Annotated in this window: 24 protein-coding genes; 4 read left to right on the top strand and 20 right to left on the bottom strand. The window is 40.9% G+C overall.

The window, feature by feature from the left end; all coding sequences use genetic code 11:
- Positions 1-5: 5 nt before the first annotated feature.
- The 5 genes from A0739_RS09235 to A0739_RS09215 form a co-directional block, all read right to left on the bottom strand.
- Positions 6-779: an HAD hydrolase family protein gene (locus tag A0739_RS09235; protein WP_061587780.1), complete on the bottom strand. Its 774-nt coding sequence runs from the start codon at positions 777-779 to the stop codon at positions 6-8.
- Positions 780-783: 4 nt separating this feature from the next.
- Entirely contained in the window at positions 784-1,641 is an 858-nt protein-coding gene (locus tag A0739_RS09230; protein ID WP_061587779.1) for a bifunctional methylenetetrahydrofolate dehydrogenase/methenyltetrahydrofolate cyclohydrolase, read from the bottom strand.
- A gap of 148 nt (positions 1,642-1,789) precedes the next feature.
- Positions 1,790-2,110 (bottom strand): TfoX/Sxy family protein, encoded by a 321-nt coding sequence (locus A0739_RS09225; RefSeq protein WP_061587778.1) that lies wholly within the window; start codon positions 2,108-2,110, stop codon positions 1,790-1,792.
- A gap of 33 nt (positions 2,111-2,143) precedes the next feature.
- Positions 2,144-2,878 (bottom strand): amino acid ABC transporter ATP-binding protein, encoded by a 735-nt coding sequence (locus A0739_RS09220; RefSeq protein ID WP_000140925.1) that lies wholly within the window; start codon positions 2,876-2,878, stop codon positions 2,144-2,146.
- Positions 2,878-3,561 carry an amino acid ABC transporter permease gene (locus A0739_RS09215; RefSeq protein ID WP_001011622.1) on the bottom strand — a complete coding sequence of 228 codons (684 nt, stop codon included), beginning with the start codon at positions 3,559-3,561 and terminating at the stop codon, positions 2,878-2,880. Before A0739_RS09215 ends, A0739_RS09220 begins: the two co-directional genes overlap by 1 nt.
- A gap of 191 nt (positions 3,562-3,752) precedes the next feature.
- On the opposite strand from A0739_RS09215, the gene A0739_RS09210 reads away from it, so the two are divergent.
- From A0739_RS09210 to A0739_RS09195, 4 genes are all read left to right on the top strand, one after another.
- The gene (locus tag A0739_RS09210; RefSeq protein WP_000443577.1) at positions 3,753-3,983 is read left to right on the top strand and encodes a DUF1797 family protein; all 231 of its coding nucleotides are present in this window, start codon (positions 3,753-3,755) and stop codon (positions 3,981-3,983) included.
- A gap of 237 nt (positions 3,984-4,220) precedes the next feature.
- The gene (locus A0739_RS09205; protein WP_061587777.1) at positions 4,221-6,476 is read left to right on the top strand and encodes an ATP-dependent Clp protease ATP-binding subunit; all 2,256 of its coding nucleotides are present in this window, start codon (positions 4,221-4,223) and stop codon (positions 6,474-6,476) included.
- A 134-nt stretch (positions 6,477-6,610) separates the two neighbouring features.
- A complete protein-coding gene (locus A0739_RS09200; RefSeq protein WP_061587776.1) occupies positions 6,611-7,063 on the top strand; it encodes an NUDIX hydrolase in 453 nt (150 codons plus the stop codon).
- A gap of 58 nt (positions 7,064-7,121) precedes the next feature.
- A complete protein-coding gene (locus A0739_RS09195) occupies positions 7,122-7,421 on the top strand; it encodes a DUF1827 family protein (protein WP_000767205.1) in 300 nt (99 codons plus the stop codon).
- Positions 7,422-7,491: 70 nt separating this feature from the next.
- On the opposite strand, the gene metK is transcribed toward A0739_RS09195, so the two are convergent.
- The 15 genes from metK to clpP all read right to left on the bottom strand — a co-directional run bounded on the left by metK (position 7,492) and on the right by clpP (position 23,222).
- Complete coding sequence (gene metK, locus A0739_RS09190) at positions 7,492-8,682, bottom strand: methionine adenosyltransferase (protein WP_049478314.1); 1,191 nt, start codon at positions 8,680-8,682, stop codon at positions 7,492-7,494.
- Positions 8,683-9,014: 332 nt separating this feature from the next.
- The gene (locus A0739_RS09185) at positions 9,015-10,358 is read right to left on the bottom strand and encodes a DEAD/DEAH box helicase (protein ID WP_061587775.1); all 1,344 of its coding nucleotides are present in this window, start codon (positions 10,356-10,358) and stop codon (positions 9,015-9,017) included.
- A 131-nt stretch (positions 10,359-10,489) separates the two neighbouring features.
- Positions 10,490-11,305, bottom strand: a complete 816-nt coding sequence (locus A0739_RS09180; RefSeq protein WP_061587774.1) for an endonuclease/exonuclease/phosphatase family protein — start codon at positions 11,303-11,305, stop codon at positions 10,490-10,492.
- Between the two features lie 51 nt (positions 11,306-11,356).
- Complete coding sequence (locus A0739_RS09175) at positions 11,357-13,543, bottom strand: PTS transporter subunit IIBC (protein ID WP_082243851.1); 2,187 nt, start codon at positions 13,541-13,543, stop codon at positions 11,357-11,359.
- 219 nt (positions 13,544-13,762) lie between these two features.
- Positions 13,763-14,689, bottom strand: coding sequence for a permease-like cell division protein FtsX (gene ftsX / locus A0739_RS09170; RefSeq protein ID WP_061587773.1), 927 nt, complete (start codon positions 14,687-14,689; stop codon positions 13,763-13,765).
- Positions 14,682-15,374 carry a cell division ATP-binding protein FtsE gene (ftsE, locus tag A0739_RS09165; RefSeq protein WP_000022272.1) on the bottom strand — a complete coding sequence of 231 codons (693 nt, stop codon included), beginning with the start codon at positions 15,372-15,374 and terminating at the stop codon, positions 14,682-14,684. The genes ftsX and ftsE overlap by 8 nt, the downstream gene beginning before the upstream one ends.
- A gap of 17 nt (positions 15,375-15,391) precedes the next feature.
- Positions 15,392-16,487, bottom strand: a protein-coding gene (prfB, locus tag A0739_RS09160; protein WP_126475664.1) for a peptide chain release factor 2 whose coding sequence is annotated in 2 segments (ribosomal slippage) — positions 15,392-16,414 and positions 16,416-16,487 — 1,095 coding nt in all. Because the reading frame shifts where the segments join, the coding sequence is not laid out codon by codon here.
- 110 nt (positions 16,488-16,597) lie between these two features.
- Positions 16,598-17,254 (bottom strand): CBS domain-containing protein, encoded by a 657-nt coding sequence (locus A0739_RS09155; RefSeq protein WP_000268644.1) that lies wholly within the window; start codon positions 17,252-17,254, stop codon positions 16,598-16,600.
- Between the two features lie 357 nt (positions 17,255-17,611).
- Positions 17,612-18,322: an ABC transporter ATP-binding protein gene (locus tag A0739_RS09150; RefSeq protein WP_061587772.1), complete on the bottom strand. Its 711-nt coding sequence runs from the start codon at positions 18,320-18,322 to the stop codon at positions 17,612-17,614.
- Positions 18,322-19,086: an ABC transporter ATP-binding protein gene (locus tag A0739_RS09145; RefSeq protein WP_042902524.1), complete on the bottom strand. Its 765-nt coding sequence runs from the start codon at positions 19,084-19,086 to the stop codon at positions 18,322-18,324. The genes A0739_RS09150 and A0739_RS09145 overlap by 1 nt, the downstream gene beginning before the upstream one ends.
- The gene (locus A0739_RS09140) at positions 19,086-20,042 is read right to left on the bottom strand and encodes a branched-chain amino acid ABC transporter permease (protein ID WP_061587771.1); all 957 of its coding nucleotides are present in this window, start codon (positions 20,040-20,042) and stop codon (positions 19,086-19,088) included. Before A0739_RS09140 ends, A0739_RS09145 begins: the two co-directional genes overlap by 1 nt.
- Before the next feature lie 3 nt (positions 20,043-20,045).
- Positions 20,046-20,915 (bottom strand): branched-chain amino acid ABC transporter permease, encoded by an 870-nt coding sequence (locus A0739_RS09135; protein WP_061421213.1) that lies wholly within the window; start codon positions 20,913-20,915, stop codon positions 20,046-20,048.
- 119 nt (positions 20,916-21,034) lie between these two features.
- Entirely contained in the window at positions 21,035-22,195 is a 1,161-nt protein-coding gene (locus A0739_RS09130) for an ABC transporter substrate-binding protein (RefSeq protein WP_033629440.1), read from the bottom strand.
- 88 nt (positions 22,196-22,283) lie between these two features.
- A complete protein-coding gene (locus A0739_RS09125; RefSeq protein ID WP_061587770.1) occupies positions 22,284-22,553 on the bottom strand; it encodes a YlbG family protein in 270 nt (89 codons plus the stop codon).
- Positions 22,554-22,631: 78 nt separating this feature from the next.
- Positions 22,632-23,222: an ATP-dependent Clp protease proteolytic subunit ClpP gene (gene clpP / locus A0739_RS09120; RefSeq protein WP_061587769.1), complete on the bottom strand. Its 591-nt coding sequence runs from the start codon at positions 23,220-23,222 to the stop codon at positions 22,632-22,634.
- Positions 23,223-23,339: the final 117 nt, after the last annotated feature.

The following is a 23,339-nucleotide window of genomic DNA, read 5'->3' as shown; positions in this document are numbered from 1 at the left end:
CTACACTATTTTCCCTTAAATTCCGCAAAAGTCTGTAAGATTTTAGCTGCCACTGCTGGAGAAGGAGCTCCTTTTAGCTCTAACGTATCATCTGCATATGGAGTAAGGCCAGCAAAATCTCCTATCTGGACAGAATAGAGCAACGTTTTAAATAGTTCAATATCGTTTTGGTCATTTCCAAAAGCGATGAAGTTCTCCCCACATAACTTTTCAACAGTTGTCGCCTTATGAGTATCCAAGGGATTAACATAAAGGCACTTTTCATGCGCATGATAAGACAGATGAGCTTGTCCTAGTCTTTCTAACTGACCAAACAAATCATCAAGCAACTCCTCGTGGTCGCCCATATAAACGACTACCTTAATCGGAGTACCCAAGTCCTCAAGTTTCTGATGACGAGCCACCTTTAGGGGATCCACACTAGAGATAAATGGAATTTTTTCCACAATCTGACCACTGTAGTCAAAGCAATCATCTGCAAAGAAAGGGAGATTATAGGTCTGGCAATAATCCACTAGCGCCTGATAAACTCTAGTATCGAGATTCCTTTCGAAGATAGCCTTCCCCAGATAATAGGCTACGCCACCATTCAAACCTATAACCAAACGCTGACTGAGTTCAGAACCTAATAAAGCCAAACAATCCCGATAAGAGCGAGCTGAAGCAAATACAATCTCATGCCCATAATCTTCAGCCTTTAAAAGAACCTGCTGAATCTCCTCATCTATGGTCATGTAGTCAAAAGATAGCGTTCCATCCAGGTCAAATACGAATTTCATCTTTCTAGTCCTTGTTTAGTGTTCGAAGCGCTGCCTGAAAGGTTTGCTCCATTAGCATGGTAATCGTCATAGGACCAACTCCACCCGGTACAGGTGTGATGTGGCTAGCAAGTGGTTCAACCGCATCATAATCAACATCTCCACAAAGCTTGCCATTTTCATCTCGGTTCATCCCAACGTCAATGACAACCGCTCCTGGCTTGACAAAGTCAGCAGTCACAAACTTAGCACGACCGATTGCAACCACAAGAATATCCGCCTTTGCAGCCACCTTGGCAAGATGATGGGTCCGTGAGTGAGTCAAGGTCACAGTCGCATTCTTGGCTAAAAGAAGCTGGGCCATCGGTTTTCCAACAATATTTGAGCGACCGATAACAACCGCATTTTTACCTTCTAGATCAATCCCATACTCATGAAACATCTCCATAATTCCTGCAGGTGTCGAAGGAATCATAACTGGATGACCAGACCAGAGGCGACCCATGTTTAGGGGATGGAAACCATCCACATCTTTTTCGGGGTCAATGGCTAATAAAACTGCCTCTTCGTCAATATGTTTTGGCAAGGGTAACTGGACCAAAATCCCATGCCAAGCTGGATCTTGATTGTATTTGGCAATCAAGTCTAACAATTCCGCTTGGGTAATGGTCTCAGGAACTCGCACTACCTCACTACGGAATCCTGCAGCAAGAGCTGACCGTTCCTTGTTGCGAACGTAAACTTGGCTGGCAGGATTGTCTCCCACCAAAATCACTACCAATCCTGGAACTAGACCTGTTTCTTCTTTTAGTTTAGCCGTCTTTTCAGCCAACTGTCCTTGTAACTTAGCTGCAAGAGCCTTCCCATCGATAATCTGTGCCATATCTCTTCTCTTTTCTATCAAATATCTTCTATTATAACAAAAAATACCTTGCCATTCTAACACTTCTTGCCTAATGGACCTTATAGTCTGAAACTATAAGAAAAAGCCCTTATCGAGCTTTTATGCCTATTTATACTAGGTAAACTTGTCATTCTTTCTTTTTGACCTTGTGAGCAGGCAAAACTTCATACATCTCCTTGATTAGTCTCGCTAGAAATGACTTATCTTCAATGTCTTCTATCAAAATCATCTCCTTAGCTCCTTCATAAGGACGTTCAAACCTAGTCTGTCCCAGTTGATCCATGATCACCTTCACAGGCTTCAGTAACAAACGATTATCATAGATTCCTCCAATAATCTTTCCACGATAATAAAGGATATACTCTCCCATCATTGGACGATAACTCATCTCCTCTAGCTCTGATAGTTGTTCGAGAATAAAATCTAAATATTCTTTACTGGAAGACATGATGCCTACTCCATTTCTTCTAAAAATGATATCTTACAAAACCTTACTTAAAAATTCCTTGGTCCGTTGTTCTTTTGTTTGATCGAAAATCTCCTCAGGCGTTCCATCTTCGACAACAACTCCATCTGCCATAAAGATAACACGGTCTGCTACCTCACGCGCAAAGCCCATTTCATGAGTCACAATCACCATAGTCATCCCTGATTTAGCAAGGTCTTGCATAACAGCTAGAACCTCACCAACCATCTCAGGGTCTAGGGCTGAAGTCGGCTCATCAAAGAGCAAAACATCTGGTTCCATAGCAAGTCCACGTGCAATGGCAATCCGTTGTTGCTGACCACCTGATAAACTCTGAGGATAAGCCGTCGCCTTATCTGGCAAGCCAACTTTTTCTAACAGTTCCTGTGCTCTTTTCTCCGCAACTTCCTTGCTTTCACCTTTGGTTTTAATTGGTGACAAAGTGATATTTTCCATCACTGTCATATTGGGAAAGAGGTTGAATTGTTGGAATACCATACCCATCTTTTCACGCATGGCAAAAAGGTCATTTTTCTTATCAGTGATATCAACTCCTTCAAAGATAACCTTACCTTTACTTGCTTCTTCAAGGAGATTCATCGAACGAAGGAGAGTTGATTTCCCGCTCCCTGACGGACCAATAATGACCACAACTTCTCCACGTTTAATCTCAAGGTTGATGCCTTTTAAAACTTCATTTTTCCCAAAAGACTTATGTAGTTCTTCAATTTTAATCAAGGTTTCTGTCATTATTTCTTGTCTCCTTGTCCAATATGTTTTTCAAATGCTTTCAACGCCACTGTCAAAACAGAGGTCATAATCAAGTAGTAAAAGGCTGCAAATAAAAGGGGAGTCAACGGTAAATAAGTTGTTGTTGCTACTGTCGTTGCACCATTCCACAACTCCATCACTCCAATCGCAGACAAGAGGGAACTATCCTTGATAATGGTGATAAATTCATTTCCCAAAGCTGGAAGAATATTCTTGATAGCTTGTGGCAAAATAACATAACGCATGGCATTTTTCGGACGAATACCTAGAGAATATGCAGCCTCTAACTGCCCTTTAGGAACCGCATTGATCCCAGCACGAACAGTTTCTGAGACGTAAGCACCACTATTCATAGAAATAATCAGAATACCAGGAATCAAACGAGAAAGATCAACTCCTAAAATTCCCACTTGAATAGTCGGAGCATTGATATGCATAAGGGCAAAAGCAATCATAATCTGAACCATCATTGGCGTCCCACGGAAAATCCAAACATACACATTTGCAAACCAAACGAGCGGTTTAAAGCGTGAACGTTGGGCAAAGGCCAGTAACACACCTATAATGGTCCCTAAGCAGACAACAAGGATGGAAATCAATACGGTAATCAGAGCACCATAGTTAAAATACGGTAAATACTTTGGTAAAAAAGAAAAATTCATATTCAATCAACTTTCTATGTATTAGATTGTATGATTATAACATGAATTGAATTAAAATGCAATCCTTTTTCCCTAATTTTAACAATTAACTTGATAGAATAGAGAAATAGAGAGAAATCACAGTTTTTTTCTAGTCAACTACCTCTTGTTTATGGTAAAATAGAAACGATAAGAAATGGAGGAGAATCAAAATGGAATCACATTTGGTTAGAATCATTAACCGCCTAGAAGCAATGACAAAAGATGGTGGAAATCTAAAACGTAATTTTGAACGTGAAGGTGTTGTTGTCGCAGAAGTTGCATACAGCCACGACGAAGAAAACGGATCACTCTTCACCCTTCGCGATGTAGAAGCTCGTGAAACTTATACCTTTGATAGCATTGATTTGATTGCAATGGAGATCTACGAACTCCTTTACTAATATAAAAACAACGGGCAGTAAGGCCCGATGAATGAGAATCCTTTTTGTCACCACAAATGGGATTTTTTCTTACCTTCAATGTCGCTTAATTCTTCATAAATCCCTCTTTTAAAAACGACCACTTCCCAATCTTTTTACTTGCTTTAAACCTTAATCATGCTATAATGAGAGTATAAAACTTTGACTATTCTTGACCTTTTTCTTAGACCAAGAATAAGAATGAAACGAGGTAGATGTATGCTCTGTCAAAACTGTAAAATAAACGACTCAACAATTCATCTGTATACCAATATCAATGGACAGCAAAAGCAAATTGATCTCTGTCAAAATTGCTATAAAATTATCAAAACAGATCCAAATAATACCCTCTTTAAAGGAATGACTGACTTAAACAATCATGACTTTGACCCATTCGGCGACTTTTTCAATGATTTGAACAATTTCAAACCTTCTTCTAATAACGTCCCTCCAACTCAATCTGGTGGAGGATATGGAGGAAACGGTGGTTATGGACCTCAAAACCGAGGCCCACTTCAAACACCTCCTAGTCAAGAAAAAGGACTCCTAGAGGAATATGGTATCAATATTACTGAGATTGCTCGTCGGGGAGATATTGACCCTGTTATCGGTCGAGATGAGGAGATTATCCGCGTTATCGAAATCCTCAACCGTCGAACCAAGAACAATCCTGTCCTTATCGGAGAACCAGGTGTCGGTAAAACAGCCGTTGTCGAAGGTCTAGCTCAGAAGATTGTCGATGGCGATGTTCCCCATAAACTCCAAGGCAAGCAGGTCATCCGTCTGGATGTGGTCAGTCTAGTCCAAGGAACAGGGATTCGAGGCCAATTTGAAGAACGTATGCAAAAGCTCATGGAAGAAATTCGCAAACGCGAGGACATCATCCTCTTTATCGATGAAATCCATGAAATTGTTGGTGCAGGATCTGCTGGCGATGGCAATATGGATGCAGGAAATATCCTCAAACCAGCCCTTGCCCGTGGTGAATTACAAATGGTCGGAGCTACTACTCTCAATGAATACCGCATCATTGAAAAAGATGCTGCTCTAGAGCGCCGTATGCAACCTGTCAAGGTAGATGAACCAACTGTCGAAGAAACCATTATCATCCTTAAAGGAGTTCAAAAGAAATACGAAGACTACCATCACGTCAAGTATACTGATGCTGCTATCGAAGCTGCTGCAAATCTTTCCAATCGCTACATCCAAGACCGCTTCTTGCCAGACAAGGCTATTGACCTGTTGGATGAAGCTGGTTCAAAGATGAATCTGACGCTGAACTTTGTTGATCCTAAAGTGATTGATCAGCGCTTGATTGAGGCTGAAAATCTCAAGGCTCAAGCTACACGAGAGGAAGATTTTGAAAAGGCTGCTTATTTCCGCGATCAGATTGCCAAGTACAAGGAAATGCAGAAAAAAAAGGTGACTGATCAGGATACTCCAATTATCAGCGAGAAAACCATTGAGCATATCATTGAGCAGAAAACCAATATTCCTGTTGGAGAACTCAAAGAAAAAGAACAGTCTCAGCTTATCCATCTAGCAGACGACCTCAAGGCCCATGTCATTGGTCAAGATGAAGCTGTCGATAAGATTGCCAAAGCCATCCGTCGTAATCGTGTTGGACTTGGAACTCCTAATCGGCCAATCGGAAGTTTCCTCTTTGTCGGACCAACTGGTGTCGGTAAGACAGAACTTTCCAAACAACTAGCCATTGAACTCTTTGGCTCTGCTGACAGCATGATTCGCTTTGATATGAGTGAATACATGGAAAAACACAGTGTGGCTAAATTGGTCGGAGCCCCTCCAGGTTATGTCGGCTATGATGAAGCTGGTCAGTTAACGGAAAAAGTTCGTCGCAATCCTTACTCACTTATCCTTCTCGATGAGGTCGAGAAAGCCCATCCAGATGTGATGCACACGTTCCTTCAAGTCTTGGACGATGGTCGTTTGACAGATGGGCAAGGACGAACAGTTAGCTTTAAGGATGCTATCATTATCATGACCTCAAATGCTGGTACGGGTAAGGCCGAAGCCAGTGTTGGTTTTGGAGCTGCTCGTGAAGGACGTACTAATTCTGTTCTTGGTGAACTCGGTAACTTCTTTAGTCCTGAGTTTATGAACCGTTTTGACGGCATCATCGAATTTAAACCTCTCAGCAAGGACAACCTTCTCCAAATCGTCGAACTCATGCTAGCGGATGTCAACAAACGCCTCTCTAGCAACAATATCCACCTCGATGTGACTGACAAGGTCAAGGAAAAGTTGGTTGACTTGGGATATGATCCAAAAATGGGGGCGCGCCCACTCCGCCGCACCATTCAAGACTATATCGAGGATGCCATCACTGACTTCTACCTTGAAAACCCAAGTGAAAAAGACCTCAAGGCAGTCATGACAAGCAATGGCAATATTCAAATCAAATCTGCCAAAAAAACTGAGAAAACAGAAGAGATTGCTTCTGAAATAGAATAATAAATCTATCTAACAGGTGCAGAAAGTCTATCATTTTCTGCACCTTTTTTTACTAAAATAACTGTAAAACCTTGACAGCTAGCCCCTCGTCCATTATGATAATAATAAAGATACTAGAGAATGAGGAAAATGCAATGGAAAACCCCACTTTTGGTGAAAAAAAAGAGAATGTAACCTACCAGCCCCGCTATGGTGTGTACGCAGTTATTCCGGATGCGGAGAAAAAACAAATTGTCTTAGTCCAAGCTCCCAATGGTGCTTGGTTCTTGCCAGGTGGAGAGATTGAAGCAGGCGAAGATCATCAAGAAGCACTGAAGAGAGAACTAATCGAAGAACTTGGCTTTACAGCTGAAATTGGAACCTATTATGGACAAGCTGATGAGTATTTTTACTCTCGCCACCGTGATACCTACTACTACAATCCAGCTTATCTCTACGAAGCCACTTCTTTCCAAAAAGTACAAAAACCATTGGAAGATTTTAATCATATTGCTTGGTTCCCTATTGACGAGGCTATTGAAAAGCTCAAACGTGGTAGCCATAAATGGGGAATTGAAGCTTGGAAAATCCAGCATGGAATTGGCTAAAATACACGATTTTATCCAAAAAGTGCTATAATAGAGTTAGAAAATCGGAGGAACTGTTATGAAGCTTATCAACACGACTAATTCACACTCGCAACTTGTTAAAAGCCAATTAGAAAGCACAGACGCAACTCTTGTCGAGGTCTATTCTGCTGGAAACACAGATGTAGTTTTCACACAAGCCCCGCTTCACTATGAAATCCTCATTTCCAACAAACACCGAGCTATTCGTGAACCTGAAATCGAAACCATCCAAGACTTCTTCTTGAAACGTAAAATCGATAAAGGAAGCATTGATGAAGCCAATATCAAGACGCTTTATTCAGATAAATTGATTGAGATTTCAATCCCTATAAAATAAGAAGACCAGCCAAAAGCTGGTTTTCTTTTGCAAAAAAGATTGGTAGTGCACAGCTACCAATCTTTTAATTTTATTTCACAGCTTCTTTCAAAGCGTCTACCTTGTCTAATCGTTCCCATGGAAGGTCAATATCTGTACGTCCCATGTGTCCATAAGCCGCTGTTTGACGGTAAATTGGGCGTTTGAGATCCAGCATTTGGATAATTCCCGCAGGGCGAAGGTCAAAGATTTGACGCGCTGCTTTTTCAAGCTTGCTTTCAGCTACTGTTCCTGTACCAAAAGTATCGATACGAACAGAAACAGGTTGCGCCACCCCGATAGCATAAGCCAATTGCACTTCTGCCTTCTTAGCCAAACCTGCAGCAACGATATTTTTGGCAATGTAGCGAGCTGCATATGACGCAGAACGGTCCACCTTCGTCGCATCCTTACCTGAGAAGGCACCACCACCATGACGAGAGTAGCCACCATAGGTATCCACGATAATCTTACGACCAGTCAAACCTGAGTCCCCTTGAGGTCCACCGATTACAAAACGACCAGTTGGATTGATGAAGAATTTGGTTTGCTCATCCAAGTAAGAAGCTGGGATCACCTCTTTGATAACCTTGCTAATCACATCATTGTGAATTTGCTCGTTGCTGACTTCTGGGTCGTGCTGAGTTGAAATAACGACTGTGTCCACACGTACCGGACGGTCATTTTCATCATACTCAACTGTTACTTGTGATTTAGCATCAGGACGAAGATAGCTGATTTCACCAGACTTACGAAGTTCTGCCAAACGACGAACTAGCTTGTGACTGAGTGAGATTGGTAAAGGCATGAGTTCTTCTGTCTCATCCACCGCAAATCCAAACATAAGACCTTGGTCTCCAGCACCAATCAAGTCAAGCGGATCTTGATCTGCATTCCCACGAACCTCCAAGGCTTCGTTAACACCTTGGGCGATATCTGGTGACTGCTCAACAAGTGACGGATGAACTCCCACTGTCTCCGCAGAAAAACCATACTCTGTATTGGTATAACCAATCTCTGCAATGGTATCACGAACCACACGGTTAATATCCACGTAGGCATTCGTAGAAATTTCACCAAAAACATGGACCGAACCTGTGTATACAGCTGTCTCAGCAGCAACGTGCGCATCTGGATCTTTAGCTAAAATAGCATCCAAAATCGCATCTGAAATTTGGTCTGCAATCTTATCTGGATGCCCCTCAGATACAGATTCAGACGTGAATAATTTACGTTCTGACATAAAAATGTCCCCCCTTAAAAAATATTGTTATAGAGTTACAAAGTACTGATAGGTATTTCTATCGTCTAAGAGTTACGACGCGAAAGAAATAAAAACGATACTTTTTTATTTCTGAAGCTAGTAAGGCGCATAGGGTGATCGCGTTATAGCGGCAACCGTAGAAGGACGAGCGACTTTGGAGCCGTCATTCTTTGCGAGTTACAAAGTACTGATAGAAATTTCTACCATCTTATCGGGACTATATAACCTTATCATTATACCACTTTTTACTTTTTTTTGCAGTATTTTCTCTAAATAAAAACTCAGTAGAATCAGGTGATTCTACTGAGTTTTTAAAATGTTTGGCGTTTAGCTTTACGCTCTGCACGGCCACGTGCACGATTTTCAGCACGCTTGGTTTTGCGACGTTTTTCATCCACCGCCCATTGAATCTTCTTCTTATAGCCTGGTTTGACTTTTTTCTTTTTCTTTTTGACCAAGCCAATCATTTCGATATCAAGCTTATCCTGCTTCTTTTCACGATTAGCACGACGATCACGGTCATAGGTATCTTGAAACTCTCCGTCTTTGACCATCTTAGGAGTAAACTTGATTCCTAATTTCTCCAACTCACGGATATCCGAGTCATCACTAGGCTGGTAAAGGGTAATCGCTGTACCAGGCAGTCCGTTGCGTCCAGTACGTCCAACACGGTGAACAAAGAAAGACAAGTCTTGCGGAATGGCATCATTGATAACATGGCTGACCCCTTCAATGTCAATTCCACGCGCTGCCAAGTCTGTTGCAACAATGTACTCAAAATCCAGATTTTTCACCTGATTCATGATCCGTTTGCGTTCACGAGGAGCAATATCTCCATGAATCTTTGCTACCTTCAATCCTTGAGCAGTCAAGTAGGCATGTAATTCATCAGCACGCGTTTTTGTGTTAACAAAAATCATAGCTAAATAAGGCTGCATCAACTGAGTCAGTTGGTAAATCTGAGCATTCTTATCACGGCCCTTGGTCGAAATCAACCAGTTATCAATGGTATCTGAGATGACTGTCTTAGTCTTGATTTTTTCCATGACAGGATTTGACAAGTATTTCTTCAAGAACGGTTGCAATTTTTGTGGAATAGTTGCTGAAAAGACCATGAATTGCAAGTCTTTTGGAAGGCTTCCTGCAATCTTATCAACGGTTTCCAAGAATCCCATATCCAAGGTCATATCGGCTTCATCAATTACAAAGGTCTTGGCCTTGTGAATAGCCAAATCACCAGATTTGACCAAGTCATAGATACGACCTGGCGTTCCGATAACGATATGAGGCTGGTTGCTGGCAAGTTTTTCAATCTGACGCGCCTTATCCGTACCACCCACATAATTAACCACACGAACTTCGACATCTGAGTGAGCTGCAATCTGACGAGCTGCTTGGTATATTTGAGTGGCCAACTCACGACTTGGTGCAGTAATGACCGCTTGCACACTATCGCTAGCTTCATCTAATTGCTGGAAAATCGGTAACAAGAAAGTATGAGTCTTACCTGAACCTGTTTTCGACTCGCCCACCAAGTCACGACCTGCCAGTACAATAGGGATTAATTTTTCTTGTACCTCTGTAGGAGTTGCAAATTTCAACTCCTCCAAGGCTTCTACTATATAATTTTTAAATTGAAATTTCTTAAATGACATACTATCCTCGATTCTATCCTTTCAATTATACCATATTTTGTCCTATTGCAGTAGTCCCATTTGAGTCTCAGTTCTGTAGTAAAGATTCAAGTAGCTTAAAAGGTTGGAATCTCTGATTCCAACCTCTTTCATTATTTCCAGGTCAATACAGCATTCAAACCATAATGATCACTGACTTGTGGGCTATTTTGACCATCAAAAACTACTTGCAAACTTTCTACTTCTAACTCTTTTGTCGTAAAGACGTAGTCGATTCGTAGTGGTTCAGAATTACCTTTCCAGCCATCAATTTCTGGTGGAACGGTATAGCTACCACTTCTTTCTTTCGCAACTTCAAAAGCATCTTGTAATCCTAATGGGCTAGCTAAAATCGCTTGATAACCTTCCTGCCCAGCTGGATTATTAAAATCACCTGCTAAAATCAGAGGTTTGTTCAACTCTTTTAGTACAGCCTCAAATCGTGCCCATTCTTCTTGGAAACCTTTATCCCACCAAGAGAGATGAACGCTTGCAAGAGCAAGTTCCTTACCTTCAACCTCTGTCTCAGCCAAGGCAACGCGACGAGTATGGTAGTCCGTTGGATCATCTACATCTGATACCAAAATCTCACGCGCCTTAATAGGTGTTTTGGATAAGATGGCTACGCCTTCATGGTAGCGGTCATAGCCAACATGATTGTAAGCCCAAGTCCAGTAGTAGTTTTTCCCTTTCTCAGACAATTTTTCAACCAGAAGTCGGACATAGTGGTCCTGATGAATGGGTTCTGCTGATGGTAAAGCTTGATAGTGATTGTTAACCTCTACCTCAGGCGAAGTCATTTCTTGATTGATTTCTTGGAAACAAATCAAATCATAATCCTTATCAAGAATGTCTTGGAGTAAGATTTGGAATTTTTCCTCTGCTTCCTTCTCCATCCAACTGTGGGTATTGAGTGTTAGAAATTTCATGCTTTTCTCCTAAAACAAGAGGTTGGAAAACAGCTTCCAACCCCAAGTATATTACAATTCTACTTTAGCAACTGCTGTTTTAGCTGCAAGAGAACCTGTTTGTTCTAATTTAACTGATTTAAGGACATCACCATTTGTGAAGACAACCACTGTTGATGTTTTGCGTCCTGCTTCTCGAATAGCATCTAAGTCAGCTGTGACAAGAAGATCACCAGCAACCACTTTTTGTCCTTCAGAGACATGAACAGTAAATGGTTTTCCTTCAAGACTTACTGTATCCAAACCAATATGAACAAGCACTTCAAGACCTGAGTCAGTGACAAGACCAAGAGCGTGTTTTGTTGGGAAGATACTTGATACAGTACCAGTAACTGGAGATACAATGTTACCATTTGCTGGCTCTACTGCAAATCCATCACCCATCATTTTTTGAGCAAAAACTGGATCTTCCACTTGTTCCAAAGCAACAACTTGACCGTCAGCTACTGAGTAAACTTCCTCAGTTACACCTTTGAAATGGACAGTATTTTGTTGAGTTTCTGTCATTTGACTTGGAAGAGTTTCAGGAATTACTTCCCCTGAGTCAAGGATATCTTGGATATCAGATTTCAATACGTCAGCTTTTGGTCCGTAGATAGCTTGGACACCTTGTCCTTTCATGACAAGACCCATAGCTCCTTCTGCTTTCCATTGTTCCTCAGTACCAACGCGATCTGCATCTTTAACAGTTACACGAAGACGAGTCATACATGCATCCACATCTACGATATTTGCACGACCACCAAGAAGGTTAATGATGTTTACGGCTTGAGAAGCTGCTGCAACTTTTGGAGTTCCAGGAGCTGCTTCTTCTGATGCTCCTTCAGCTGTTTCGTAGTTTCCGTTACGTCCTGGAGTTGCGTAGTTGAATTTCTTGATCATGAAGTTGGCAATGAAGTACATGATAACCGCAAAGAGAACAGTTACCCAGATAAAGTTAACGATATCCATACCAATACCAGCATTAATTGCCAATGGTGTACGAGTCAAGAATTCAATTGAACCGAATGAGTGGACACGAAGGTGAACAATATCTGCCATAGCAAAGGCAGCACCTTGAACTACTGCATAAACAAGGTAAAGCGGTGTTGCGATGAACATGAACATATACTCGATAGGTTCAGTAACCCCTGTCAAGAATGTTGCAAGGGCTGTCGCAATCATCATACCCTTGTATTGGTGTTTCTTGTCAGCATCAACATTGCGGTAGATAGCAACGATGACACCCATCAAGATACCAAATGAACCGATCATTTGTCCAACTTTGAAACGAGCTGGAGTGACTGTTGTAAGAAGGTGTTGGTATTGGTCAGCATTTGAACCTTTAAGGTTAACAAGGTCAGTTACCCATGCAAGCCAAAGTGGATCTTGACCAAATACTTGTGTTCCTTTTGCAGCACCAGTTAACACTTCGTATGTTCCACCAAGAGCTGTATAGTTCATTGGGATAGTCAACATGTGGTGAAGACCGAATGGCAAGAGCAAACGTTCCAAAGTACCATACAAGAATGGTGCAAGAACTGGAGCAGTTTCTTGTGAGTTGGCAATCCAAATACCAAAGTTGTTGATACCTGTTTGAACTACTGGCCAAAAGGCAGCAAGTACAATTGCAGCAATAGTTGAACGAAGAATAACGACGAATGGTACGAAACGTTTACCATTGAAGAATGAAAGGGCATCAGGAAGTTTACGGAAGTTGTAGTATTTGTTATAAGCTGTTGCCCCAACAAAACCAGAGATAATCCCTACGAAAACCCCCATGTTAAGCGCTGGTGCCTCAAGAACGCTGATAAAGTAGTCAGCAACCTTGATTGAACCACCAAAGAAGGTAGTAACCATTGCTTCAGGGTTTTTCAACATATCACCTGTAACACCGAAGATAGTACCTGTGATACGGTTAATCAAGATAAAGGCAAGTCCGGCTGCAAATGCACCACCTGCACGTTCTTTTGCCCAGCTTCCCCCAATAGCAAGGGCAAACAAGATGTGAAGGTTACCGATAACCCCCCAACCAATTTGCTCAAGGATTCCACCTGTAATCACTAGAGGAGCAAGGTTTGGGTCGATCATCACGATTGATTTACCGATTGAGATCATCAATCCCGCCGCTGGCATAACGGCGATAACCACCATTAAAGCCTTACCGAATTTTTGCCAAAATTCGAAAGACAAGACATTTTTGAATGTAGCTTTCATCATTCAAATCTCCTTTATTTTATTTAGGCAAACGTTTTACGAAAACGTTTGCATTTGGTTATGTATTAATTATACCACTTTTATTTTTTTTGTAAAGGCTTTTATAAAAAAATTGTCTATTTTTTTTAATTTTTAAAAAAGAAAAAGAGAAGTTTACGAAAACTTCTCTTTTAAATATGTATTATTTTTCTGATTTGTTCTGCAATTTGCATTTAAATCCAACTAGATCTTCAAGAATCGACGCATTGAAATCCCTGAACCAATTGAACCAATGAAAATTCCGATTACAAATAATAGGACTGTCATCAGAGGGATAAACACATCCGGTGTAATCATTGACAAGTTTTGACCTACCAAGGATTTATTGACCGATTGATAAACCATATTGTAAACAAAGAATACAAGGACTGAAGGAATCGCTGCACCAAGCAAGCCAATAAAAGCACCTTCTAGCAAGAATGGACCACGGATATAGCCATTTTTCGCTCCTACAAGACGCATGATCTGAATCTCACGACTACGTGAAATAATAGTGATACGAATGGTATTGGAAATGAGAAAGACTGCGATAAAAATCAAGAGCCCTGCAATAACCAATCCCCAAACACGGATAAAGGAAGCTAGTTCAAAAAGTCTTTGAGTGTTGGCTCCACCATCTTGAACCTCTGATACTCCCTCAATTTTTTTAGCTTCTTCAGCTACAGTTTTAACATCACTCGGAGAATTTGTATCAACGACATAAGCATCATAGAGAGGGTTTGCATCCCCTTCAAAGACCTTCCAATCGTCACCCATTGTTTCCGTTAGTTTTTCGTACTGTTCTTCTTTACTTGAGAAGGTAACACTTTTAACAGCAGGCATAGCTTTCAAAGCATCATAGACCTTGTGGTAGTCATTATTGGTAACTGTCTGACCTTCTTTTTCAATCGTTTCACTGTTATCAGCTACATCCTTACGAATGTAAACCATGACCCGAACGTTGTTTTCAATGTCGGTAGCCAGTTTTGCTGTATTAAAAATTACAGATGCAAACAGGGCAACGAGTGTTAAGGTAATCATAACCGAACTCACTGCTGCTACTGTCATCCAGCCATTTCGTTTTAAACTTTTTAATGATTCAAATAAATGGCGAAAAAATCTACTAATCATCGTATCCATATTCTCCTTTAGCTTCGTCACGAACGACACGGCCATTTTCAATGGCAATGACACGGTGGCGCAAGGTATTTACAATCTGGCTATTGTGAGTTGCCATCAAGACAGTAGTACCTTGGAGATTGATGCGTTCCAACAGATTCATAATTTCCCATGAATTATCTGGGTCCAAGTTTCCCGTTGGTTCATCGGCAATCAATACTTTAGGATTGTTGACAATCGCGCGAGCAATCGCAATCCGTTGCTGCTCTCCACCTGAGAGTTCATTAGGGAAAGAGCGAACCTTATGTTTCAAACCAACCAGGTCCAATACTTCCATAACACGTTTTTTGATATTGCGACGGCTCTCACCGATTACTTCCATTGCATAGGCAATATTCTCATAAACGGTCTTCTTAGGCAAAAGTTTGTAATCCTGAAAGACTACCCCGACACTACGACGTAGTAGTGGGACATCTTTCTTCTTAATTTTAACTAAATTAAAGCCTGCAACTGATAGGCTTCCTTTTTCGATCTTTACTTCTCGATATAAAGCTCGAATAAAGGTTGACTTACCTGCTCCAGAAGGTCCTACGATATAGGCAAACTCTCCTGGTTCAATAGTAACAGATACACCACGCAGGGCAGTCGTTCCATTGTCATACTTTTTGACAACATCTCTCATTTCAATGATTGACATATGAGTTCCTTTCTATCTTAGCTGATTCGCCACTTGAGGTAGGCATCGATAAAACCATCAAGGTCTCCATCCATCACCTTATCTACCTGAGCAACTTCAAAGCTTGTACGGTGATCTTTTACCATAGTATAAGGCGTGAAAACATATGAACGGATTTGGCTTCCCCATGTGATTTCTTTTTTCTCACCTTTAAGGGAATCAACTTCCGCAGCTTTCTTTTCTTGCTCCATTTGATAGAGCTTAGCCTGCAACATCTTCATGGCACGATCTCTATTTCCATACTGGGTACGATCGACCGTTGATTGGACGACAGTTCCCGTAGGAATGTGTGTCAAACGCACACCTGTTGAAACCTTATTGACGTTTTGTCCACCAGCACCACCTGAACGGAAGGTATCCATTTTGATATCATCTTCACGAATCTCCACTTCGATGGTATCATCCAACTCTGGCATTACTTCTACAGATGTGAAAGAGGTATGGCGACGTTTGGCAGAGTCAAATGGCGAAATACGGACTAAACGGTGAACACCCATTTCTGATTTAAGTAGGCCATAAGCATTGGGTCCTTCAAAAGACAAGGTCACAGACTTGATACCTGCTTCATCACCAGCTTGGTAATCCAAGACTTCTACTTTAAAGCCTTTGGCATTTCCATAACGAGTATACATACGAAGCAACATATCGCCCCAGTCCTGTGCCTCAGTACCACCAGATCCTGGATGGATTTCCAAGATTGCATTATTATGGTCATAAGGTTCTGACAAGAGAAGGGTCATCTCGTAGCTGGTCATCATCATATCCAGTTCTGTCAACTGTTCGACCAGTTCATCATGGACTGACTCGTCTTCTGCTAAAAAGTCCAATAAAATCTCAACTTCATCCTGCAACTCTTCCATTTTACGGAAGGTATTGTAGGTGTTTTTTAATTCATTCAATTCTTGCGACGTTTTTTGGGCCGCGATATTATCGTTCCAAAAATCAGGTTCTGTCATCTTGTTTTCCAAGATGGCAATCTCTTCCTCTAAGCCTTCGAGGTCAAAGAGACCCCCTAAAAGAAGCTAATTTTTCACGATTTGCGTCAATTTTTTGACGAATTTCTGAAATGTCCATAGATACTCCTTTTCATATCGTTTTATTATACCATAATCTCTCATTTCTTTCCATATTTTGCTTTTCACCGCTTTTGATGGCAGAAGAAAAGAGGCTCTAAAGCCTCTTGTTTAAAGGACTTTGGCAGAGGTATGAGTAATCTCCTCCACTTGAATTCCTTCTTTTTCAAACTTTTCCTTTAATGCAGTCAAATCGATTTTTCCATCAATTTGAACTTCGATGACGACCTTGCCATCCTTACGTGGAATGTTTACAGTATGGGAAATATTTAAATCCTCTTCTACAATTAAAGCTACAATTTTCCCCAGTACTCCGACTTCATTTTCTGTAATGAAACGAACGCGAATCCCCTCTTCTCCGTATCCGGCGATTTCCAAGAAAGCCTGAAAAACATCGCGGTCTGTAATGACGCCGTAGACCTGATGATTGTCTACGACTGGCAATATCCCAATTTTATTTTTCAGCATCAGGTAGGTCGCATCTTCTAGACTAGCATAGCCAGAAACCGTCACGACATCTCGAATCATTACATCTTTTACTTTGGTTTTATTCAGAAGATAATTCATCTCATAGATAGAGAGACTGGTTGCTTTAGATGGGCTGGCTTCCGCAATGGTGCCTTCTGTTACCAATCCAACTAATTGATCGTTTTCGATAACAGGTAAACGGTGCAAACCTTGCTCGCGCATCAAATCTGCTGCGTGTGCTACAGTCGTATCTGGACTGATATAAACTACCTTACGGGTCATGAAATCTTTAACTGCCATGAGACTTCTCCTTCTATATTGCTACTTTTATTATACACTTTCTTAGAAAATCTATCAAACGCTTTCATCTCTTTTCCAAGATTTTGAATAATCTGAGTCTTTTACAAAAAAGAGCTCTTATCTAGAGCTCTATATGTGCAAGTTAGCAAACATTATTTATATTTCTTTCAGTTGTTAAGGATACTAGCAACTAGTATTGAAAACCTATTATCATCTCCATCCACAACCTAAACTAGTCTCCCAGACTAGAGGAGAATTGCTTATGCAATTCTTATCCGCCGACTAAAACAATCTACTGGATTGGAGGATTACGTGCGCAATCCTTATCCGCCGACTAAAAAGGTCCCCCGGACCTTTTTAGCCACCTAGATATGCTTTTCTGACTTCATCTGATGCTGCGAGTTCTTTTCCTGTTCCTGATAGGACAATCTTGCCTGTTTCAAGTACATAACCACGGTCAGAGATAGCAAGGGCCTTGTTTGCGTTCTGTTCAATTAGGAGAACCGTTGTGCCTTGCTTCTGAATATCTTGAATGATATCGAAAATTTCTTGGATAAAGATCGGGGCAAGTCCCATTGACGGCTCATCCAAGAGAAGGAGCTTAGGTGTAGACATGAGAGCGCGTCCCATAGCCAGCATCTGCTGTTCACCACCTGAAAGAGTTGCCGCATCTTGGTTTTTACGTTCTTCCAAACGTGGGAAGCGTGAGAAAACTTTTTTCAAGTTGGCTTGATTTTCTTCACGATTTTTCTTCAAGAAAGCTCCCATTTCTAGATTTTCCATAACAGTCAAGCCTGGAAAAACATGGCGTCCCTCAGGAACTTGTGAAAGACCATCTGCCACGATTTTTTGTGCAGGCAACTTTTGAATTTCTTTTCCCAAAAACTGAATTTTACCAGCACTTGGACGAACCAAACCTGAAAGGGTACGAAGAATGGTTGTTTTACCAGCACCATTAGCACCAATCAAGGAAACAACTTCACCTTCATTAACCTCGAAACTTACATCACGAACTGCTTGGATCATACCGTAATGCACAGAGAGGTTTTCAACTTTTAACATAGACATCAGGCTTCACCTCCTAGATAAGCTTCGATAACGCGTTTGTTGTTCTTGATCTCATCCGGAGTCCCATGAGCAATCAACCGACCATATTCAAGAACATAGATACGCTCAGTGACTTCCATAACCAAATTCATGTCGTGTTCAATGAGCATGATGGTAATTTTAAATTCATCTTTGATACGACGGATCAATTCTGTCAATTCAGCTGTTTCTTGTGGATTCATACCAGCTGCAGGTTCATCCAAAAAGAGAATCTTGGGTTCAGTTGCCAGAGCACGAACGATTTCTAATCGACGTTGTTGACCATAGGCCAGATTCTTGGCAAGAGTATTTGCGTCACCATCCAAATCAAAAATCTTCAGCAAGTCCAAAGCTTTGCTTTTTAATTCTTCCTCATTCTTATAAAAAGCTGGTAGGCGTAGGAAGCTCGCAAGGACATGTTGTTTATGATGATTGCTAAATGCAATCAAAACATTTTCCAAAACTGTCAAGTCCTTGAACAAACGAATATTTTGGAAAGTACGACTGAGACCAAGTGAAGCAATCTTATAGGGAGTTTTCCCATTTAGGAGGTGACCATCTAGTGTCACAGTACCTTCGCTTGGTTCATAAACACCGGTCAAGAGATTGAAAAGGGTCGTTTTACCAGCCCCGTTTGGTCCAATCAGACCAACCAATTCTCCCTCGTTCAATTCAAGAGTGACATCTCCAACAGCTGTTAGACCGCCAAAATGTTTGGTTAACTGTTTAACTTCAAGTAATGCCATTAGTTTTGTCCCTCCTTCTTAGATTTTTTAAAGAAACGTGATAGACTCAATTCCCATGTGCCAAGAAGTCCACCTGGTCTGAAGATCATGACCAATACAAGAGCCAACGCGTAGATGATCATACGTACGCTAGCCACATCTTGAAGGAGCATATTTAAAATTCCTAAAACAATCGCTGAAACGATGGTACCAGTAATCGATCCAAGTCCGCCAAATACAACGATAATCAACACGTTGATGGAATTAATAAAGGTGTAATCTTTTGGGACAACAGATCCGATAAAACCAGCCTGAAGTGAACCAGCAATACTTGCTGTAACGGCACCAAAGACAAAAGCGATAATCTTGATTTTTGTAGTGTTTACCCCAACAGACTCTGCAGCAATCTCATCCTCACGAACAGATAGAGTAGAGCGTCCAATTGGACTACGTAAGAAGTTGAGGGTTGCAATAGTTGTGATCACCACAAATAGATAAACCATTTGCCAGTTGGTAAAGTTTGGAATACCCAAGATACCAGCGGCACCGTTGGTCAAACTACCACCATTAATAATAAAGATACGAATGATTTCTGAAACACCTAGTGTCGCAACAGCCAGGTAGTCACCCTTCAAACGGAGCGTTGGAATCCCAACGAGCAAAGCGACTGCACCAGAAATCAAGGCACCCAAGACCATTGCTCCAAAGAAGGCACCATAGGTTGGTGATTTTGAACCAATAATCGCTGCTGCATAAGCCCCAATCGCCATAAAACCTGCATGACCAAGTGAGAATTGTCCTGAAAAACCAACGATTAAGTTCAAACCTACTGCAAGGATGATATTAATCCCAATTTGTTCTAAAATTTGGACATGGAATAGATTGAGAACACCAGCAGAAACCAGTACACTAATCAATCCATAACCCGCTAACAGAAGGAATAACCAGAGAATATTTACTTTAAGATTTGTCTTCATTGTTTACACCTTCTCTTTCACATTCTTACCAAGGATACCTGCAGGTCGAACAATCAGAATCAAAAGCAAGATCCCATATACGATAGCATCACGGAAATCAGACATACCGAAGGCAGTAGCAAATGTTTCCAACAAGCCAATCACAAATCCCCCTAGAGCTGCACCAGGAATAATCCCGATACCACCCAGTACGGCCGCAACGAATGATTTTAGACCTGGAGTCACACCCATCAAAGGTTCAAGAGAGTTGTAGTAAAGGGCAATGAGGACACCTGCTGCACCAGCAAGAGCTGAACCCAAAGCAAAGGTAAAGCTGATTGTACGATTTACATTAATTCCCATCAATTGAGCTGCGTCACTATCAACTGATACCGCACGCATGGCTTTCCCCATTTTTGTTTTTTTGACGATCAATTGCAATAAAACCATTAACAATATAGAAACTGCTAAAATCATCAATTGAACATTTGTCAAGCTAATTGGTCCCAAGTCAAAGCGGACTGTTTCAATTGCTTGAGGGAAGGCACGAGTATTGGCGCCTACTAGATAAACCATTCCGTATTCCAGTAGGAAAGACACTCCGATGGCAGTAATCAATACAGCAATACGTGTAGAGTGTCGTAAAGGACGGTAGGCAAGAAACTCAATCACAACACCAAGCAGCGCGGTCCCTGCCATTGAAATAATTAAAGCTAAAAAGAAATCCATTTGGAAAGAATTAATCAAAAAGTAACCAATAAAGGCACCCATCATGTAAATATCGCCATGGGCGAAGTTGATGAGTTTGATAATTCCATAAACCATGGTATAACCCAGAGCCAAAAGTGCATAAACACTACCCAGAATTAGACCATTCACAAGTTGTTGGAGCATAGCATTCACTCTTTTCTATCGTTATTTTTTAGAAAATTTCATTATTTTCACAAGTTCATAAACACCGAAACAGGGAGTGAGTCAAAGGCTCATTCCCCATTTCAAGTACTATTCTAATGTTATGGTTTTACAACTTCTGCTTCTTCAACTTTACCATTGTTCATGGTCATCATGTAAGCAGTTTTCACTGTATTGTGGTCAGCATCAAAGCTTGTTTGACCAGTTACACCATCAAAATCTTTGGTTTTAGCAAGGTTGTCCTTGATTTCACCTGAGTTTTTAGCACCTTTTGCAGCATTTGCTACTAGGTAAACTGAGTCATAGGCCAAAGCTGAGAATGTTGAAGGTTCTTCGTTGTATTTAGCACGATATGCTTCAAGGAAAGCTTTAGCTTTTGCAGAAACATCAACTGTGGTTGAGAATCCTGAGATGAAGTAAATGTTTGATGCTCTTTCAGCAGTTGCTTGTTGAACAAATTCTTCACCGTTAAATCCATCACCACCAATGATTGGTTTATCAATTCCCATACCACGAGCTTGGTTTACAATTTTACCAGCTTCTGTGTAGTAACCTGGAACTACGATAGCGTCAAACTCTTTCCCTTTCATTTTAGTAAGGGCTGCTTGGAAGTCAGTATCACCTGCTACGAATGTTTCATCTGCTACAATCTCACCCTTGTAGGCTTCGCGGAAAGATTTAGCAATACCTTTAGCATAGTCACTAGCGTTGTCAGTATAAAGAACAACCTTCTTAGCATTCAATTTGTTTGTTACATAGTTAGAAATAATCTTCCCTTGGAAGCTATCTTGGAATGTTCCGATAAATAGGTAATCTTGACCTTTAGTCAAACCGTCTTGAGTAGCACTTGGTGAAATCAATGGAACTCCAGCTTTAGTAGCGTTAGCTACAGCTGCAGCAGTTGCACCAGATGTCGCAGGTCCTACAATAGCTGCTACTTTTGATTGGGTAACAAGGTTTGTTGTAACAGAAGCTGCTTCAGCAGTTTCTGACTTGTTGTCTTTGTCTACAACTTCGATTTGTTTTCCATCAATTCCACCTGCAGCGTTGATTTCGTCTACAGCAAGTTGGGCACCTTTTTGTTCAGCTGTACCGTAAGCTGCCACAGCACCTGTCTCTTCAAAGTTAAAACCGATTTTAATTGTTTTTTCGTCTACTGGATTTCCAGTTGTGTTTGACGCTCCTGACTTGACCTCTCCACAGGCAGCAAGAAGAGCCACACTAGCAAGAGCCACAAAAGATAGGGCAAATTTTTTCTTCATTTTTAATCTCCTTATAGTTGTTTCAAAAATTGTATGTTAAGAATATACCGAATTATCAGAAAATTGTCAATATATTTGTTTAACTTTTTTAAATGATAACGTTTTCTTCGTTACGATAGAGATTCCCAACGAAGGGAGTTTCTAGCTCTTGAATATGGCAACGTCTAATTTTCTTGATATATCTTTCCTTACCTAATCTCTCAACTAAGTCATCTAACTCCTTAGTTGGAACATAGAGCTGCAAGTAACGATGTTTTTTGGAATGGTAACAGATATCACCGTATTCCTGAATTTTTTTTGCATCTCGATTATAGTAGAGATAGATGATTAATCCTGATCGATTTGTTTTTTCAAACATGAGGAATCCTCTTTCTAAGAAATCTTCTCCTATTATATCAAAAAAAGCAAACTCCGTCGAGTTTGCTTTCTAGGTTGCTTAGCTTAACGAATTATTGGCCATGATTTCATCGATAAAGCCATATTCAAGTGTTTCTTGGGCACTCATCCAGTAATCACGTTCTGCATCTGCATGAATTTGCTCGACTGATTTACCAGAGTTATCTGCAAGGATTTGCTCCAAAGTCTTACGAGTTTTAAGCAAGTGCTCTGCAGCGATTGCCATATCGGTTTGTTGGGTACCACCACCTGTACTACCCATTGGTTGGTGAATCATATACTCTGCATTTGGAAGCATGAAACGTTTGCCTTTTGCACCGCTTGATGCGATGACAGTACCCATAGATGCAGCCATCCCCATAACGATAGTTTGGACATCTGCCTTGATAAAGTTCATGGTATCAACGATTGCCAAACCAGCTGAAACAGATCCTCCAGGTGTGTTGACATAAAGATAAATATCTTTTGTGCTATCTTGGGCATCCAAGAAAAGTAATTGGGCAATAACGGAGTTGGCCATGTTGTCTTCAACTGGACCTGTTAGCATGATAATGCGGTCTTTCAGAAGACGAGAGTAAATATCATAGGAACGTTCTCCACGGCTTGTTTGTTCAATAACTACAGGAATCATTCATTTCTCCTTTTAATGTTGAATTTTCTTAGTCTTACGACTCAATACAGAACTATTATATCTTTTTGGTCAAAAAAGGTCAAATTTTTGCTCTATTCTCTAAACAGAAACAAAAAC

Source organism: Streptococcus oralis (assembly GCF_001588645.1).
Classification (GTDB): domain Bacteria; phylum Bacillota; class Bacilli; order Lactobacillales; family Streptococcaceae; genus Streptococcus; species Streptococcus oralis_AB.
The sequence above is the reverse complement of the archived record's forward strand: the minus strand, read 5'-3'. Positions and strand labels throughout refer to the sequence as shown.

Coding starts and splice junctions, on each gene's coding strand:
- A0739_RS09125 (WP_061587770.1), bottom strand. CDS start 22,553: ATGTTTGAAAAAACAAATCGATCAGGATTAATCATCTATCTCTACTAT.
- A0739_RS09175 (WP_082243851.1), bottom strand. CDS start 13,543: ATGATGAAAGCTACATTCAAAAATGTCTTGTCTTTCGAATTTTGGCAA.
- A0739_RS09130 (WP_033629440.1), bottom strand. CDS start 22,195: ATGAAGAAAAAATTTGCCCTATCTTTTGTGGCTCTTGCTAGTGTGGCT.
- A0739_RS09150 (WP_061587772.1), bottom strand. CDS start 18,322: ATGTCTATGTTAAAAGTTGAAAACCTCTCTGTGCATTACGGTATGATC.
- A0739_RS09210 (WP_000443577.1), top strand. CDS start 3,753: ATGGAATCACATTTGGTTAGAATCATTAACCGCCTAGAAGCAATGACA.
- A0739_RS09140 (WP_061587771.1), bottom strand. CDS start 20,042: ATGAAGACAAATCTTAAAGTAAATATTCTCTGGTTATTCCTTCTGTTA.
- A0739_RS09230 (WP_061587779.1), bottom strand. CDS start 1,641: ATGGCACAGATTATCGATGGGAAGGCTCTTGCAGCTAAGTTACAAGGA.
- A0739_RS09215 (WP_001011622.1), bottom strand. CDS start 3,561: ATGAATTTTTCTTTTTTACCAAAGTATTTACCGTATTTTAACTATGGT.
- clpP (WP_061587769.1), bottom strand. CDS start 23,222: ATGATTCCTGTAGTTATTGAACAAACAAGCCGTGGAGAACGTTCCTAT.
- A0739_RS09155 (WP_000268644.1), bottom strand. CDS start 17,254: ATGGCAGTTAAAGATTTCATGACCCGTAAGGTAGTTTATATCAGTCCA.
- A0739_RS09205 (WP_061587777.1), top strand. CDS start 4,221: ATGCTCTGTCAAAACTGTAAAATAAACGACTCAACAATTCATCTGTAT.
- metK (WP_049478314.1), bottom strand. CDS start 8,682: ATGTCAGAACGTAAATTATTCACGTCTGAATCTGTATCTGAGGGGCAT.
- A0739_RS09135 (WP_061421213.1), bottom strand. CDS start 20,915: ATGCTCCAACAACTTGTGAATGGTCTAATTCTGGGTAGTGTTTATGCA.
- A0739_RS09200 (WP_061587776.1), top strand. CDS start 6,611: ATGGAAAACCCCACTTTTGGTGAAAAAAAAGAGAATGTAACCTACCAG.
- ftsX (WP_061587773.1), bottom strand. CDS start 14,689: ATGATTAGTAGATTTTTTCGCCATTTATTTGAATCATTAAAAAGTTTA.
- ftsE (WP_000022272.1), bottom strand. CDS start 15,374: ATGTCAATCATTGAAATGAGAGATGTTGTCAAAAAGTATGACAATGGA.
- A0739_RS09185 (WP_061587775.1), bottom strand. CDS start 10,358: ATGTCATTTAAGAAATTTCAATTTAAAAATTATATAGTAGAAGCCTTG.
- A0739_RS09225 (WP_061587778.1), bottom strand. CDS start 2,110: ATGTCTTCCAGTAAAGAATATTTAGATTTTATTCTCGAACAACTATCA.
- A0739_RS09180 (WP_061587774.1), bottom strand. CDS start 11,305: ATGAAATTTCTAACACTCAATACCCACAGTTGGATGGAGAAGGAAGCA.
- A0739_RS09195 (WP_000767205.1), top strand. CDS start 7,122: ATGAAGCTTATCAACACGACTAATTCACACTCGCAACTTGTTAAAAGC.
- A0739_RS09220 (WP_000140925.1), bottom strand. CDS start 2,878: ATGACAGAAACCTTGATTAAAATTGAAGAACTACATAAGTCTTTTGGG.
- A0739_RS09145 (WP_042902524.1), bottom strand. CDS start 19,086: ATGGCATTACTTGAAGTTAAACAGTTAACCAAACATTTTGGCGGTCTA.
- A0739_RS09235 (WP_061587780.1), bottom strand. CDS start 779: ATGAAATTCGTATTTGACCTGGATGGAACGCTATCTTTTGACTACATG.